This window comes from Campylobacter sp. IFREMER_LSEM_CL2090 (assembly GCF_025771865.1).
Classification (GTDB): domain Bacteria; phylum Campylobacterota; class Campylobacteria; order Campylobacterales; family Campylobacteraceae; genus Campylobacter_D; species Campylobacter_D lari_D.
The window spans coordinates 61,757-77,409 of sequence record NZ_JAKMRA010000005.1; the positions used below are offsets into that span (position 1 = coordinate 61,757).

General features: G+C 30.6%; 16 protein-coding genes. 2 read left to right on the forward strand and 14 right to left on the reverse strand.

The genetic code is table 11. From position 1 onward, the window contains the following. Positions 1–3: 3 nt before the first annotated feature. Genes flhG through aroQ form a run of 5 tightly spaced genes read right to left on the reverse strand, consistent with a single transcriptional unit; the run spans position 4 to position 4,230 of the window. Positions 4–867 carry a flagella biosynthesis ATPase FlhG gene (gene flhG / locus L8V85_RS04035; protein ID WP_133319628.1) on the reverse strand — a complete coding sequence of 288 codons (864 nt, stop codon included), beginning with the start codon at positions 865–867 and terminating at the stop codon, positions 4–6. Further along, on the reverse strand, positions 860–2,242 hold the full coding sequence (flhF, locus tag L8V85_RS04040) for a flagellar biosynthesis protein FlhF (protein ID WP_133319629.1): 1,383 nt from the start codon (positions 2,240–2,242) through the stop codon (positions 860–862). Before flhF ends, flhG begins: the two co-directional genes overlap by 8 nt. Positions 2,243–2,250: 8 nt before the next feature. Then, on the reverse strand, positions 2,251–2,724 hold the full coding sequence (folK, locus tag L8V85_RS04045; RefSeq protein ID WP_133319630.1) for a 2-amino-4-hydroxy-6-hydroxymethyldihydropteridine diphosphokinase: 474 nt from the start codon (positions 2,722–2,724) through the stop codon (positions 2,251–2,253). 1 nt (position 2,725) lies between these two features. Continuing rightward, the gene (locus L8V85_RS04050; protein WP_263737511.1) at positions 2,726–3,751 is read right to left on the reverse strand and encodes a M24 family metallopeptidase; all 1,026 of its coding nucleotides are present in this window, start codon (positions 3,749–3,751) and stop codon (positions 2,726–2,728) included. After that, complete coding sequence (aroQ, locus tag L8V85_RS04055; RefSeq protein WP_133319632.1) at positions 3,748–4,230, reverse strand: type II 3-dehydroquinate dehydratase; 483 nt, start codon at positions 4,228–4,230, stop codon at positions 3,748–3,750. Before aroQ ends, L8V85_RS04050 begins: the two co-directional genes overlap by 4 nt. 88 nt (positions 4,231–4,318) lie before the next feature. On the opposite strand from aroQ, the gene L8V85_RS04060 reads away from it, so the two are divergent. Continuing rightward, complete coding sequence (locus L8V85_RS04060) at positions 4,319–5,542, forward strand: metal-dependent hydrolase (RefSeq protein WP_263661919.1); 1,224 nt, start codon at positions 4,319–4,321, stop codon at positions 5,540–5,542. Further along, complete coding sequence (gene sppA, locus L8V85_RS04065) at positions 5,530–6,423, forward strand: signal peptide peptidase SppA (protein WP_263737512.1); 894 nt, start codon at positions 5,530–5,532, stop codon at positions 6,421–6,423. Before L8V85_RS04060 ends, sppA begins: the two co-directional genes overlap by 13 nt. Here sppA and ribD read toward each other — a convergent pair. The 9 genes from ribD to L8V85_RS04110 form a co-directional block, all read right to left on the reverse strand. After that, positions 6,420–7,412 (reverse strand): bifunctional diaminohydroxyphosphoribosylaminopyrimidine deaminase/5-amino-6-(5-phosphoribosylamino)uracil reductase RibD, encoded by a 993-nt coding sequence (gene ribD, locus L8V85_RS04070; protein ID WP_263725898.1) that lies wholly within the window; start codon positions 7,410–7,412, stop codon positions 6,420–6,422. The two genes, sppA and ribD, sit on opposite strands and share 4 nt — an antisense overlap. Positions 7,413–7,420: 8 nt before the next feature. Next, complete coding sequence (locus tag L8V85_RS04075) at positions 7,421–8,749, reverse strand: McrC family protein (protein ID WP_263737513.1); 1,329 nt, start codon at positions 8,747–8,749, stop codon at positions 7,421–7,423. Next, positions 8,749–10,575: an McrB family protein gene (locus L8V85_RS04080; RefSeq protein WP_412175247.1), complete on the reverse strand. Its 1,827-nt coding sequence runs from the start codon at positions 10,573–10,575 to the stop codon at positions 8,749–8,751. Before L8V85_RS04080 ends, L8V85_RS04075 begins: the two co-directional genes overlap by 1 nt. A gap of 82 nt (positions 10,576–10,657) precedes the next feature. Then, complete coding sequence (rimP, locus tag L8V85_RS04085) at positions 10,658–11,080, reverse strand: ribosome maturation factor RimP (RefSeq protein WP_263737515.1); 423 nt, start codon at positions 11,078–11,080, stop codon at positions 10,658–10,660. After that, entirely contained in the window at positions 11,070–11,432 is a 363-nt protein-coding gene (gene rbfA, locus L8V85_RS04090; RefSeq protein WP_039617407.1) for a 30S ribosome-binding factor RbfA, read from the reverse strand. Before rbfA ends, rimP begins: the two co-directional genes overlap by 11 nt. Then, positions 11,429–14,062, reverse strand: coding sequence for a translation initiation factor IF-2 (gene infB, locus L8V85_RS04095; RefSeq protein ID WP_263709553.1), 2,634 nt, complete (start codon positions 14,060–14,062; stop codon positions 11,429–11,431). Before infB ends, rbfA begins: the two co-directional genes overlap by 4 nt. Then, complete coding sequence (locus L8V85_RS04100; RefSeq protein ID WP_133319640.1) at positions 14,043–14,309, reverse strand: DUF448 domain-containing protein; 267 nt, start codon at positions 14,307–14,309, stop codon at positions 14,043–14,045. The genes infB and L8V85_RS04100 overlap by 20 nt, the downstream gene beginning before the upstream one ends. A gap of 24 nt (positions 14,310–14,333) precedes the next feature. After that, on the reverse strand, positions 14,334–15,212 hold the full coding sequence (thrB, locus tag L8V85_RS04105) for a homoserine kinase (RefSeq protein WP_263737516.1): 879 nt from the start codon (positions 15,210–15,212) through the stop codon (positions 14,334–14,336). Between the two features lie 9 nt (positions 15,213–15,221). Continuing rightward, positions 15,222–15,629 carry a tRNA threonylcarbamoyladenosine biosynthesis protein TsaB gene (locus L8V85_RS04110; RefSeq protein ID WP_263737543.1) on the reverse strand — a complete coding sequence of 136 codons (408 nt, stop codon included), beginning with the start codon at positions 15,627–15,629 and terminating at the stop codon, positions 15,222–15,224. Between the last annotated feature and the right edge of the window lie 24 nt (positions 15,630–15,653).

The window sequence follows — 15,653 nt, forward strand, 5'->3', positions numbered from 1 at the left end:
AATCTAAAAACGATCCAAAAGCTTTTTGAAAAAACTCATAATGCTTTTATCTCCCACATTATTAAGCACTTTTTGTTCCAACCTATACAAAAGCTTAGAAGCTATGGCTTTGAGTTCATCACTTGCATTAGTATCATCATCGCTAAATAAAGTTCTTTTTTTAATACTAGAACTAATATCTTTACTTTGACCTAAAAATCCTAAAAATTCTAAATTTAAATTATGCTTAATGTTAATATCTGCTACTTTTTTAATATTATCAAAAATTCTTAAAGCCTCATTTTCATTTCTAACTACATTAAATACCATTAATAAATTCTCTTTAGTCTTTGAAGTAGTTTTTATAGTAGCATAAGCATCGGTAATTGCGGCAGGATCAGGTACAGTTATGACAATAACCTCATCAGACATTTCTAAGAAATTCCCTATATTGCCACCAATACCTGCTCCTGTATCAATGATTAAAAAGTCTAAATCATCTAAAATACTTGTTTGATTTAAAAATCTCTCATAAATATTTTTATCATTGTATTTTAAAATTTCATCGCCACTCTCACCTGGGATAAGCCATAAATTTGGCTTGACTTCTATTAGAATATCTTCTAGTGAGCATTCACCTTTTAAAACATGTAAAAGGTTTTTTTCTACACGCACATTTAAAATCACATCTAAATTTGCAAGCCCTATATCTGCATCAAAAAGCCCTACTTTATATCCATTTTTAGCTAGGATGTTGCCCAAATTTGCACTAAAAGTACTTTTTCCAACCCCACCTTTACCGCTAGTAACTGCGATAAAATGGGTATGTTTTACATTTGAGTTTTCATTTTTTACTAGATCTTTTAATTTTTCTGCTTGATTACTCATTTTCATCCCTTCTAAAACCTTCTAACACACAACGCACCAAAAAGTCACTATTTGCTACTTCTATATCATCAGGTACTTCTTGACCTATGGAAAAAAAGCTCATCGGAGTGCTAGTTTCATAAAGCAAAGAAAACACATTTCCAAATACTTTTGTTTCATCAAATTTTGTAATGATTAAAGTGTCTATATTTAAAAATGAAAAATTATTATAAGTTTCTAATAAATCTTCATATTTTGTATTTGCTGAAAGTACTAAATTCACATCAATTTGTGCATTAGAATGCGATAAAAATTCTTTTGTTTTTTCAAGTTTTGCCTTATCATACTGTGAATTTCCGGTTGTATCTACTAAAATAACCTCACAAGTATTTAAACTTCTAATCGCATCATCTAAGTCATTTGGCTCTATACTATCAATGATAGGAAGCTTCATCATCTTAGCATATTGAAAAAGTTGCTCTACTGCACCTATTCTATAAGTATCAAGAGTTATAATACCGGTTTTATAGCGTCTATCTCCATAAGCATAGCGAAAAGCAAGTTTAGCTAAAGTAGTAGTTTTACCCACTCCTGTTGGGCCTACTAACATCATAATTTTTTGCTTTTTAATTTCACTTTCTAAACGACATGGAAGCATATTACGCAAAAGTGAGTAAAAATACCTTTGCACTGCTTCTTGATTTGCTTTCATAGTGCTTGGCATATTTTCAATAGTCGCTTTCATAATCGCTTCTAAATGCGCTTCTTGCATACCACTTGCTTTAGCTTGCTTATAAATACTTGCAAACTCAGGCGGTATAGCTAATTCTTTGCGTAAATCTGCCTTATCATCCCACATCATATCCACAAGCAAATTCATTTTATCATTAAGCTTGTTCATTTGTTTTTCAAAGGCTTCAATTTTTTTATCATAATTTGGATTTGGCATAGAAAAATCTTGATAGTTTGAAACCTTGCTAATTTCTGAGCTAACCTGAGAAAGCTTGTTTTTTAAATTTAAAAAATTATCATCTTTTTTGCTTGTATTTAAATAAGGATTAATAGGTTTTTGCTTAGCTTTTGAAGAAAAATCAAGCACTACATCTTCTTCTTTTTTTTCATCTTCAAGTTTTGAAGCTTGAATTTTAGCCTCAGGAAAACTTGCTGTATTTGGTTTTTTCTTTGGTGGCATAGGCAAATTATTTTGTTTTAAATGCTCTTCATAATCAGCTTCTTCAATCGCCACTATAACCTCATACAAAGGCTTTTGATTGATAGTTTTTGGACGAATTTGCTTATTAGTTACTATCAAAGCCTTATCGCCATAATCTTGCTTGACCTTAGGTATAATCTCATCTGTGCTTTCAACCGTAAAAGTATGAATCAATTGTCCCATATTTTTCCTTATCTTAACAAGCCCAAAGGCAAAGTTACGCTAATTCTATCATTTACCCCCACATGAGGCACTATGCAATACTCATCTTTACGCGCTTTTTTTGAAAAATACAACAAATCTAAATCAAGCGTTCTAGGAGCATTTTTAAAAGTTCTTTTTCTTTTGAATTTAAACTCATAAAAAAACAAAACTTTTAAAAGTGCTCTTGCATGCAAACTTGTGCTTACAACCATCACTGCATTAGTAAAGTCTTTTTGCTCTTCAAAGCCAAAAGCTTTATTAATCAAAAATGGCGATGTTTGCAATACTTGCAAGCGTTTATCTTGCATTAAAAGCCTAAATAAACTCCGAAAGCGTTTTTTTTCATCTTCTATATTGCTTCCAAGTCCTATAATGGCTATGTATTTTCCTTTTTTATCAGTCTTTGAATAAAAAGGAAAAAAACGAATTTTTTCTAACCTTCTAGCCCCTTTAATCAGCAAGTTATAACACCACTGCCTTTTCTTTATCAAGATAGACCATATCTTCTATCCTAATGCCAAGTTTATCTTTGATATAAATTCCAGGTTCAATGGTAAATACCATACCTTCTTTTAGCTCATAATCACTTCTTGGACTAATATTTGGCAACTCATGTATATCAAGTCCCACTCCATGCCCTAAGCTATGAATAAATTCTTTTTCAAAACCTGCGTTTTTAATCACTTCTCTTGCGATAAAATCAAGCTCACTTGATCTCATACCAACGCGTGCTTTTTCTATAGCTTGAAGCTGAGCTTGCTTAACCACTTCATAAATTTGCATAATTTCTTTATCTTTAAAATTTGGCTTATTTTTATCAAAAACTATACCATTCTCATCAAAACAAGCCGTTCTTGTACGATCAGAACAATACCTTTGATAAACCACACCCGCATCAACTAATAACAAATCTCCATATTCTAAACATTTATCACTAGGTAAAGCATGTGCTTTAGCTGCGTTTTCATTAATAGCTACAATAGGTGAAAAAGAAAGTCCTAAAGCACCTTTTTTTTGAAAAATTTCACATGCTTTAAAATGTAATTCTTTTTCGCTTTTTCCATGGCCTTCTTGGCTGATAAATTTAGCAAATTCTTCAAAGCATTCTTTACCAAAATTTACAGCCTTTTGCAAAAGTTGTAATTCCTTGGCATTTTTTATAATGCGTTTATTTTTACTTAAGTCTAATTTTTCTTCAAAAACGATATTAACACTTTTACTAAGTTCTTTAAATTCAAAATAGCTAAAGTCTTTTGGGTCAAAACACACCCTATCAATTTCTGCTTCTTCTAAAAGCTCTCTAGCACTAGCAAAAAGATCTTGTGCTAAAACTACCTTAGCATTTTTTATCATTTCGCTAGCTTCAAAGCTATATCTTGCATCAGTAATGAAAAAAGCTTTATCTTCAAGTTTTAAAAATAAAGCATTATCGCAAGAATAGCCGCACTCATAAAAAAGTGCATTTTCGTTTTTTAAGATAAAATTCATTGATTTGCTTGTTGTGCTTTTGCTTGAGCTGCTTTATATGCATTGATTTGATCAAAAATTTGGAAAAGTCCCATTAGAGCCATATGATAACCAAAAGGACCAAAACCTACCACGCTACCTGCACAAACTGGCGCTATCATGCTTTTTTGTCTGAATTCTTCTCTTCTGTAAGTATTGCTAATATGCACTTCAATCACAGGCATATTAATCGCTGCAATTGCATCGCGGATTGCTATAGAAGTGTGTGCATAAGCAGCTGGATTAATAATCACTCCATCTACACTGCCTAAGCATTCTTGAATTTTATCAACTAACTCACCTTCAAAATTACTTTGAAAAAACTCAATCTCCACATTAGCTTGTTTTGCGGCTTGTTTCATTTGCTCGTGGATATCTTCCATTTTCATATTACCATAAATGTGAGTTTCTCTTACACCAAGCATATTAATGTTTGGTCCTTGTATCACCATAACTTTCATAATCTAACCTTTATTTAGTAAAATTTACTATATTATAACACTTTAAAGCTAAATTTTAGCTACAATTTACCTTTTTAAAGGATGGAAAATGTTTATAATAGCACCCAAAATCATCCTAACCTGTGATGATAAATTTAGTATTTTAGAAAAAAAAGCTATTCTTTTTGATGATAATATTTTAGAAATTGATACTTTAGAAAATTTACAAAAATCCTATCCAAAAGCCAAACTTATACCAACTCCAAAAAATACCTTACTTTTACCCGCCTTTATCAACCCGCACACACATTTAGAATTTAGTGCAAATAATGGAAATTTAGTCTTTGGAGACTTTTTAAAATGGCTTGATAGCGTTTTTAATAACCGCGAGCAATTAAACGAAAAAGCCAAAGAAAAATTAATCTCACAAAATATTCATAAAATGCTAAAAAGTGGCACTGCTACTATAGGAGAAATTTCAAGCTTTGGGGGCGATTTAAACCCTTGTGTAAATTCACAAGCTAGAGTGATATTTTTCAATGAAATTTTAGGTTCAAGTGAAAATTTTATCCAAGCAAAAAAAGAGGAATTTTTAACTCGTTATGAAAAAAGCATGAGCTTTAAAACTTCTAAATTTATCCCTGCTATTTCAGTGCATGCACCCTACTCAACCCACCCAGAGCTTGCTAAATTTGCTATAAAACTTGCTAGAGAAAACGATCATTTGCTAAGCACACATTTTCTTGAAAGCAATCATGAAAACAACTGGCTAAGGTTTAAAAAAGGTGGTTTTAAAAAGAGCTTGGCTAAATTTAGCAAAAATCCTATGCCATTTTACACTCCGCAAAGCTTTTTAGAACTTTTTAAAGATCAAAGGACTTTATTTACACATTGTGTGTATTTTAAAGAATGGAATTTGCTAGATAAAAATCTGCACTCAATCACGCATTGTGCTTTTTCAAATAGGCTTTTGAGTAAAAATACTTTTAAATTAAAATCTGCTTTAAAAAATGGTATTAATATCCATCTAGGAACCGATGGCTTAAGTTCAAATACTTCTTTAAGCATGCTTGATGAAATGAGAGTAAATTTACTTATGCATGATGATTTAGAGTTAGAAAATTTTGCTAAAATGTTACTTTTAATGGCAACAAATAAAGCCGCAAAAGCCTTAAATTTAAACCTAGGTCAAATTCAAAAAGGCAAAATAGCTGATTTTAGTCTTTTTGCTTTACCAAATAGTGCAAATTTAAAACAACTTCCTTTGCAATTTATCTTACAAAGCAAAGAAGTGTTAAAACTTTTTATAGAAGGAAAAGAATGCAGATTATAAAATCATTTTTTAAAGGAATTGGAAAAACCATTTCTTATATCAACACTTATTTTAAAACCTTTGTGTTTTTGTTTATCGTGTTTTTGATCCTTACTCCAAGCGGGGATAATGCCAAACTTTCTAATGCAAACCTAGCTCAAATTAATCTTAAAGGTGAAATTAGCGATGCAAGCAATCTTTTAGAACAAATTTACAAAGTCAAAGATGATAAAGCTATAAAAGGAGTTTTGCTTTTTATAGATAGCCCTGGTGGAGCTTTTGCACCAAGCATGGAAATAGCTTTAGCTATACAAGATCTTAAAGCTAAAAAACCTGTGGTAGTCTATGCAGGTGGAACTATAGCAAGCGGAAGCTACCTAAGCGCGGTGGGAGCTGATATGATCATCGCTAATCCTGCTAGCTTTGTAGGATCTATTGGGGTAATTATGCAAGGTTTTGAAGTAAGTGAGCTTGCACAAAAACTTGGTATAAATGAGCAAACCATCAAAGCAGGAAGCTATAAAGAAACAGGAACTTTCATGCGTAAATGGAGCACAGAAGAAAAAGACTTTTTGCAAAATTTAGCCAATCAAAGCTATGAGCTTTTCACGCAATTTGTCGCTAAAAATCGCAAGCTAGACTTAAATCAAACAAGCTCATGGGCTGATGCGAAAGTGTTTTTAGCAAATGAGGCTTTAAAATTAAAACTCATTGATAAAATAGGCAATTACGAGCAAGCCAAAAAAGAGTTAGAAAAACTAGCCAAAGTGCAAAACCCTATCTGGCAAAAAGAAGATGCTATAGATAAGTTTTTAAAACGATTAGAAGAGCAAAGCGCTAGCTTTTTTGCTAACACTTTAGTGCAATTTTTCACACAAATAAGCTCACAAAAAATCTACTAAGATTTAATAATCTCATAAAATCCATAAGTATCATTTTCTAAAAAGCCTTTATATAAAGGCTTTAGCTTTAAATCTAACTTAACATTTTCAAAGGTATTTAAATTCGAGCTTGAAAAAATCAAAAGCATATCTAACTCATCTTTAAAAGCTTTTAAAAAATTCTCCCCGCCCTCATACATGATGAGCTTTGCTTCACTAGGAATGTTTGTAAAAATTTCTCTTTCAGCTACGCTAAATAAAGGAATGTTTGGATCAAAACTTTCTAAATTTTGACGGCTTAGTATGCATAAATTTGGCGCTTTAGCTTGAGCTAGCCTTGCATCTAAAATAGGCCTATCATGTCTTATAGTTTCTCCACCTACTACAAGCAAATCAAGCTTTGAGCGTAATGTGTGAGCATAGGTTCTACTTGCTTTAGAACTTACGATTTTACCATAAGCAGAGCCATTTAAAGAAAGAGCTAGTTTAAAAATTTTAAAACTTGATTTTTGCCATTTTAAAAAAGGCTTTAAAAGCTCTTTGGCTCTTTGCTTGCAAATTCCCATGTGAACTTTTATGCCTTGATTTTTTAAAAACTCTGCTCCACCGCTTGCGAGCTTATGCTCATCTTTAGTAGCAATAAAAACTTCACTAAAACCAAGCGTGCTAAAAAGCTTTGCGCAAGGTGGAGTTTTGCCATGATGATTGCAAGGTTCTAAACTCACATAAGCACTAGCGCCTTTTAGCAAGCTTTGATGATTTTGACAAATAAACTCATGCAAATCATTTGCATTTTGTGGTAAATCTAAATTTGGATTAAGTGCTTTTAAGGCTTTACTCACTGCTTCAAGCTCTGCATGAGCCTTACCTGCTTCTTTGTGTGCTTCTATGCTTAAAATTTTACCATTTTTATCTAAGATCACACAACCTACGGCTGGATTTGGGTAGGTTAAAAGCTGATATTTCCAAGCTTCACCTATGGCTAAATTCATATAAAATTCGTGATTCATATTACTTCCTAAAAAGGTAAAGGTGCAAAAAATACCTTAAGCTTTACATGTTCATCGCAAGCTTTTAAAAAACCTTGTGCTAAAAACTTAATATCTTTAGTTTTTAATTTCTCTCTTAAGTCAAAAGTTCTCTCGCATAGAGGATAAATAAGATAAATTTCCTTTATCTCGTATTTATTTGCATAAGCAAACATTTGGTATAAATCACTTTGCGATATGCCATGCTTTTTCTCATCTTCACTATCATCTGGAATTTTCCATTTGGTATCTAATATCATTTTATTTTCTATATATAAATCAGGCTTTAACATAAAACATTTTTCATCATTTTTTGAGATTAAATACTTTCCACTGCTTTGGGTTTTTATATTTTTGCTAGGATTAGCAAGTTTAAACATATAAGCTACATAGTTTTCAAAAAGTTTTTCCATAGGAAAAAGCAAAGCAAAGGCTTCGTTTTTACCTTTATATGGAGCAAAGCTTTGATTTTGCAAAAATACCTTACACCAAGAAAGTATATTTTCATAATAATCAAAATGTCTTGAAATTTTAAAGCTAAAATCTTTTTCATAATTTTTAGAAAATTCTACCTCATCAAGCATTTGCATAGCTTTGATGATTTTAAATTTATTCGAGCTTGTTTTGGATTTTAAAAAATTTAATGTTGATTTTATCAAGCGATTTGGTGCTATGTCTAAAACAAATTCATCGCTACTTGTGAAAAATCTTTCTTTGTGTATTAAATTTGATTTTATATGCTCATTAAATAGTAATTTTCCTTTTAAAAAAGCTCTGTTTTCTTCGCTACTTACATAAGATCTCATCAAACCTTTTTTATGCACACTATCAAATTCATCTAAAAACATCGTTATAAATGCTTCAAACAAAGGCATTTTAGCAATTTGCAAAGATGAAATTTGAGATTTTTTAAAGGGAGAATTCTTTAAAGTTTTTAACATGTTGATTAAAAGATTTCTAGGATCATTTTTAAGATCTTCTTCACTAAAATCATCATTTTTAGAGATATTTTCTAATTCGTAGTATTTTTTTAATTTTTCTTTATCATAATTTGAGGATTTATCTTCTTTTTTATAGCTATCCAAATTTGTGCATTTTGGAAAGATCTCCAAAACACCGCTTTTAGTCTGTATAATGCCGACATAATTTTTAGCTTTTAAGGTATTTTTGTTTTTAAAGCCTAGAAGACTTTCATTATTTTTTGCAAAGTCTTCTAGCTCTTTATAAAATATTTCAGTCTTTTCTTTGAAAATTTCTTTTAAATCTTCTTTAGAAAAAGCTTGATATTCGATGATAGAAAAAGTGTTAATTGTTTTCATTATTCATATATTTTTTTAAAAGTAGCTTCATCCCATTTTTGACTATCACTAAACTTATAAATAACCTTATCACTTTCTATAAATTCTGTCATATTTTTTAAATAATCTTTATTTTCAACAATAACATTTTCCAACATACCATTTTTATTTAAAACTGCGTCAATCAAAGCATAATCATTATAAAAATACTCTTGCAATAATGGGATGATTTTATTTTGAAAAACATTTTTTAATTTCTCTAAATTCTCAATGCCTATAAAAAATGCATGTCCTATAGTCTTTTCTCTATCTAGCAAGTATTCTATGCGAGTATTAATAGCTTTTAATAATTCTTGCAAATTAATACCTTCGCAATTATCTGACAAAACATTAGGTTTAGGTATCATCTCGATAAATTCAAAGCGTCTTCGCAAAGCTGTATCAAGTGAAGTTATACTTCTATCAGCTGTATTCATAGTGCCTATGATATAAACATTCTTAGGCACTCCAAATTTTTCACCGCTATAAGGCAAAGTAACTTTTAATCCCTCACTTTCATCTATTCTTTTGCTAGGTTCTATTAAAGTGATAAGCTCACCAAAAATCTTACTTACATTACCACGATTAATCTCATCTATGATGATTATGTAAGGTAAATTTGTTTTTTCATCTTTTTCTTTGTAATCTTCTAAACCCTGTAATTTTAGATAATTCAATATAGCTTTAACATATGCTGAATTATATATTTCATCTGTACTGGAGGTTTTATATAGTTTTTCTATATTATCTATATTTACTGGATAATCTCTATAGTTTTTACTCATATCATCAAATTTAATTCTAAATGTTTCTCCTCCTCTATATTGAATAGAATATTTAGTATTTGGCAATTCAAAATATTTTTCTGGATTATTATCATCTTCTTTTGTTTTTTCTTTTAATTTATCTATGTAAAAGTTAAAATTTTTGATACTATCTCTATTATCCAAAGCTTTTTTACAAAGTTCCTTAAAGACCCCATCTTTTATCTCATATTTTAATTCTTGAGAATTTTCATCGTTATTTATTATAGGTTTTATACCTTCTACAAATTCTTCATATCCGTAGCTTTGATGAAAGGTGGTAAAAACTATTTGTCCGTTTTTTACATACTCATCAAATTTTTCTTTTTTCTCATCTCTTTCTTTATTTGCTAAATTTTCACCCAATATCTCCAAAGCTTTATCTATAGTATGATAAGTTTTTCCTGTCCCTGGAGGTCCATAAAGAATTTGATTTAAAGATAGATTTTGATTTTCTTTTTTACTTAATATTTTATTTTCGTCGTTTCTCATTTCCTTACTATTGCTTATAGATAAATCATTTCTATCTTGAATTTCATTTAATGATAGCCTTTTAAACCATTGCATATTTTCTATAATTTTATCAACAATCACATCAATATCATTATTTAAATTTAGATAATTAAAACCTGTACCATTGAATTTTATATTATAATCATCAACTTTATTTTTTGCAATATAATCTATTTGCTTATCATAACCCTTGCCAATGGTAATAGTAATTTTTCCTTTTTCTTTATCTATATTACAACATACATACACTCCATAGTAATAATTATAATTAGGTGTATCCATTCTTAAAAAAATAATCCAAGGTTTTGTTGCATCTCGTCCCTTAGGCTCTATCCTAGATGATGCTTTAAAATTAAAATTTTCCAATATAGAATTAAAATCTTTTAAAATACTCTCATCTAAAGGTATTTTCTCACCATTATAAGCATTGTTAAAAAATTCAATCAAATATTTTTTGAATTTATCTTTGTATTCATTATTTATATTAAAAATATTTTGCATACAATAACCTTTTTTATAATAACTTAATAATTTATTATATATTAATTTAGTGAATATTTATATTTCTAAATTTTTACCATTGTATGAAGGTTTTAGCTTTTCTTATGTCGCTAAAATTTATAGTAGTTTTTTCTTGAGTTTCTAAATTTTCTAAAATGATATTTTCATCATCTACGGCAATGATTTTTGCTTCGATTTTTTCTTTTTCACTAATTGTGATTTTTACAAGCTCGTTAATGCTTTTTGCAAAATGCTCGATTTTGCTAAGTTTTCTCTCAAGTCCACAGCTTGATACTTCTAAAAAATACTCCCCACTCACAGGTGACTCTACATCAAAAATAGGTGATAAAATCTCACTAAGCTTAGCACAATCATCAAGATTTACTCCACCTTCTTTTTGCACATAAATTCTATAAATCTTTCTACCATTTTCACTTACTAGCTCATCATCATAAAAGCTAAGCCCTGCTTCTTTACAAAGTGCTTCAAGATTCATTTTGTTCCTTTTTGATTTTTTCAAATAAAGCATCCATATGATTTTGATACTCTAATCTATCATCAAATTTAAAGTGAAAATTCGGACATCTATACCACCCTTGCTCACTCATGCAGTAATTTTGCAAAGCACGGGCAGCTTTTTTGAGTTGATTGAGTATGATTTCTTGCTCTTGGGTATTAAAAAACATTTTATCTAAATACACAAAAGCATCATATCTGCCTTTTTTACACTCTACATCCACTACGCACAAATTTTTTAAAGCTTCGTTGTCTAAATTTGCTAAAGCTTCTGGTATAAGTTCTTTTAAAATGCTTTCTGTGCGTAGCTTTTTGATTTCAGCTGGATTCATAGGCTTACTTGTTCCTCAACTTCTTTGTAACTTTCTATATAATCCCCCACTCTCATATCATTACAACCTTCTATGCCTACACCGCATTCATAGCCTTTTGCAACTTCTCTTACATCATCTTTAAAGCGTTTGAGCGAGCTTACATTACCTTCAAATACCACAACCCCATCTCTAATGAGCCTGATTTTCGCGCCACGATTGATCGTGCCTTCTGTCACCATACAACCTGCGATTTGGCCTAATTTTGGCACATTGATCACTTGGCGAATTTCAGCTTGACCAAGTTGCTCTTCGGAGATAATAGGACTCATCATACCGCCTAGTAAGGCTTTTACATCATCAAGCAAATTGTAAATAACATTATAAGTTTTTATCTCTACGCCTTTATCTTTGGCACGCTCTTTAATCTCACCAGTTGGGCGTATATTAAAGCCTAAAACGATAGAGTTTTCACTAGCACTTGCAAGCTCTATATCACTTTGAGTAATACCACCTACTCCACTATGGATGATATTAACCTTAATCTCATCGTTTTTAAGTTTTTCTAAACTAGCCTTAATCGCTTCAAGTGAACCTTGCACATCTGCTTTTAAGATCACAGGAAGGGCTTTTAAATTACCTTCTTTGATTTTTGCACCAAGCTCATCTATACTTACTTTAGTGGATTTGCTTAGTTCTTTTTGACGATTGTATTCATGGCGTTTATTAGCATATTCTCTTGCTTGCTTATCGCTATCTACAGCTATTAAAGTTTCTCCTGCATCGGCTACTTCACTAAGACCTATGATCACCCCGCACTCACCTGGACCTATTTCTTTTAAAGCTTTGCCTTGATCATCACTCATAGCACGCACTTTACCATAAGCTTCCCCTGCTACGACTGTATTTCCTACTCTTAAAGTACCATTTTGCACGATGATAGTAGCCACAGGACCCCTACCTTTTTGCACTGAAGATTCTATAATACTTGCTTTAGCATGGGCTTTTGGATTTGCTTTAAGTTCTAAAATATCAGCTTGTAATAATACAATTTCAAGTAAATCCTCTATACCATCACCTTTTTTAGCTGAAACTGGCACAAATTCATGGCTTCCGCCCCATTCTACTGGCATGATGTCCATTTCTGCTAGTTGGGTTTTTACCATGTCAGGATTTGCGTTTTCTTTATCCATTTTATTAATAGCAATGATAATAGGTACATTAGCTGCTTTTGCATGATTGATCGCCTCTTTAGTTTGTGGTTTTACCCCATCATCTGCAGCTACTACGATAATAACAATATCCGTTATACTAGCTCCCCTTGCACGCATAGCAGTAAATGCCTCATGGCCTGGAGTATCGATAAAAGTGATTTTTCTACCATTTTTTTCCACCATATAAGCGCCAACATGCTGAGTAATCCCACCTGCTTCGCCACTTGCAATGCGTGATTTTCTTATATAATCAAGTAAAGAAGTCTTACCATGATCAACATGCCCCATAATAGTGATAACCGGAGCTCTTTGGCTTAAATTTTCTTCTGTTTGATTTTCATCATAATCTTTTACATAATCAAACTCATCAGCCTCATCAATGATATTAATCTCCACTCCAAATTCAGCAGCAAGAATTTCTATAGCATCCTCATCTAAAAAGTCATTTTTAGTCGTCATCATACCAAGCATGAAAAGTTTAGAGATAACTTCTCCGGTGTTTTTACCAAGTTTTTCAGCAAATTCATACACACGAATTTCTTTAGGTATGCTTACACTTGTTATAGCTTCACTTTCTTTTTTCTCTACCTTTTTAGGTGGTTTTTTACGACTTCTTCTTTGTATACCACCCTCGCCAAATGGGTTGATAGAGTTATTTAAAGATTGCTTTAAGATATTTGGTTGTTTTTTATTTGCTGGTTGTGCTGGTTTGTTTTCTTTTACACTAAAATCAGGTAAAACTACCATATCGTCATCTTCTAAAGAAATATCAGCAAAGTCTTTATCTCCTAAAAGATCCATTTTAGTAGTGTTTTCTTTTTTACTTGTCGCAGGATGATTTTTCTTTTCTTTTTTCTTTCTTTTTAAATTCTCATCTGAATTTGAAAAAATCATACTAAGGCTCAAGCCTTGAGTATTTTGTATATTAGATTTTTCTTCATTGTTTATTTGGTTTTCTTTACTTTCTTCTTTTTTCTTTTTAACGATAACTAAACCTCTTCTTTTAGCTAAATTTAAATTAGAGCCTAGTTTTTCATCGAATTTAATTTCTTCTTTTTTTTCTTCTAATGCTTCATTTTTAATAGGATTTTCAGGTTGCTTTTCTTCTTTTTTACTTTCTTCTTTCTTTTCATTTGTTGTTTTAACAGGAGTTTTTGTTTCTTTTTTAGTAGTTTTTTTCTCTTCTTTTTTACTTTCTTCTTTTTTAGTAGTAGTTTTTTTAGTCGCACTTTCTTTTTTAGGCTTTGCCACTTTTTTTACCACATCTAGTATTTCACCTGATTGTACATATTGATAAATCGCTTCTGCGATTTCAGAAGATACTTTTTTGTTAGGGGATTTTATATCCTCTAAGCCTATTTCATTGGCTTTTTCTATAATTTCTTTACTAGTATATCCTAACTCTTGAGCGATTTCGCTAATCTTTACATCTGTCATTAAAAAATATCTCCTTTAAATCCTGCTGATTTATACTGCCATAAAAATTGCCTTTGCAAGCTCTCATAAAAGCTTTTTGCAATGTTTTTTCATCTTTTTCAAAACATGGATTGCAAATATATAAACTCCTACCAAATTCCACTTTAGTGATAATTTGAGAATTTTTTATTTGAAATTGATGCAAACTTTGCTTTTCATAACGACCTTTGCAAACAATGCACATTCTAATGGGTATATGGTTTTTCAAAATTATATCTTTTTTTTGGAATTTTTAGCAAATTTTAAAGCCCTCATCATCAAATTCTAAAAGCTCAACTCTAAATTTAACAAATTTATTTTTGATTTTTTCTTTGATTTGTTTAGCATCATCTTTATAAGCTAGAGTGAAAAAACTCGAACCTGAGCCTGAAAGCGTGCTCATGAGAGCATTATTATCTAAAGCTAATTTTTGTACTTCAAAAAGCTCAGGTAAAAGTTTCATTCTTTGATTTTGATGAAGTTTGTCTAAACTTGCATATTTTAATATGTCATATTTTTTTTCTAAAAAACAAGCTGTTAAAAATGAAGCATGACAAAGATTAAAAACAGCATCTTCTAGATTAATTTTTTTAGCTAAAACTGTTCTTGATTTTTGAGTATTCATCGCTACATTTGGTATAGTTATAACAGCTTGTAAGTCTTTATCTACTTCTTTTTTTATAGCTAAGACTTTTTGATTGTGATTTAATGCACACACAAAACCTCCAAGAGCTGCTGGAGCTATGTTATCTGGATGGTTTTCATATTTTAAGGCTTCATTTAAAATGGTATTTTTATCCGCTTTAAATCCACTTAATTCATAAGCACAAGCAATAGCTCCAATTATTACAGCAGAAGAACTTCCCATACCTCTTGCTAAAGGGATATTATTTTGAAAAACAAAACGAAAATTATCTTTTTTACCGCTAAGTCTTTGATAAATTTCATAAAAAATATTAACAAAAGTATTATTTTTTTTAAGATAGATATTATTTTCACCTTCTCCATGTATGTTAATACTAAAAAATTTAGATTTTTCAACTATAGTTTGATTAAAATGTTTTAAACTCAAGCCCAAACAATCAAAACCAGGACCTAAATTTGCACTTGTCGCAGGAACTAAAATTTTCATTTTTTTACCTTAATTAATTGCATCTAAAACATAAAAAGGTGTATTTTTTTTGCTTAAATTTAAACCTTTTAAACTTTGAGGCATAAAAAAACTTCCTGCTTGTGTCTTCTCTAAAATAATTTCACCATTGTCTTTTTTTACAAAACATAAATGTTTGTTTGCAGGTATAGGAGTGTTGTTATTTAACTCAAAAGCACTGATTGCTTTTAAAGGAATGTTTTTGACTATGGCTAATGTCTCAAAAGAAACATAAGAAATTTTTATACCCATGTAAGAACCTGGCCCATGTACATAAATAAGCTTTTCAAACTCATATTGTGAAAGTAATTCTTGCAATATTTTTGGTAAAACCTCGCTAACTTTTAAATCACTTTCAATGGTATTTAGCAATAAATCATTTTCATAAATACCAAGCATTAAAGGTTTTGCTATGGCATTTAA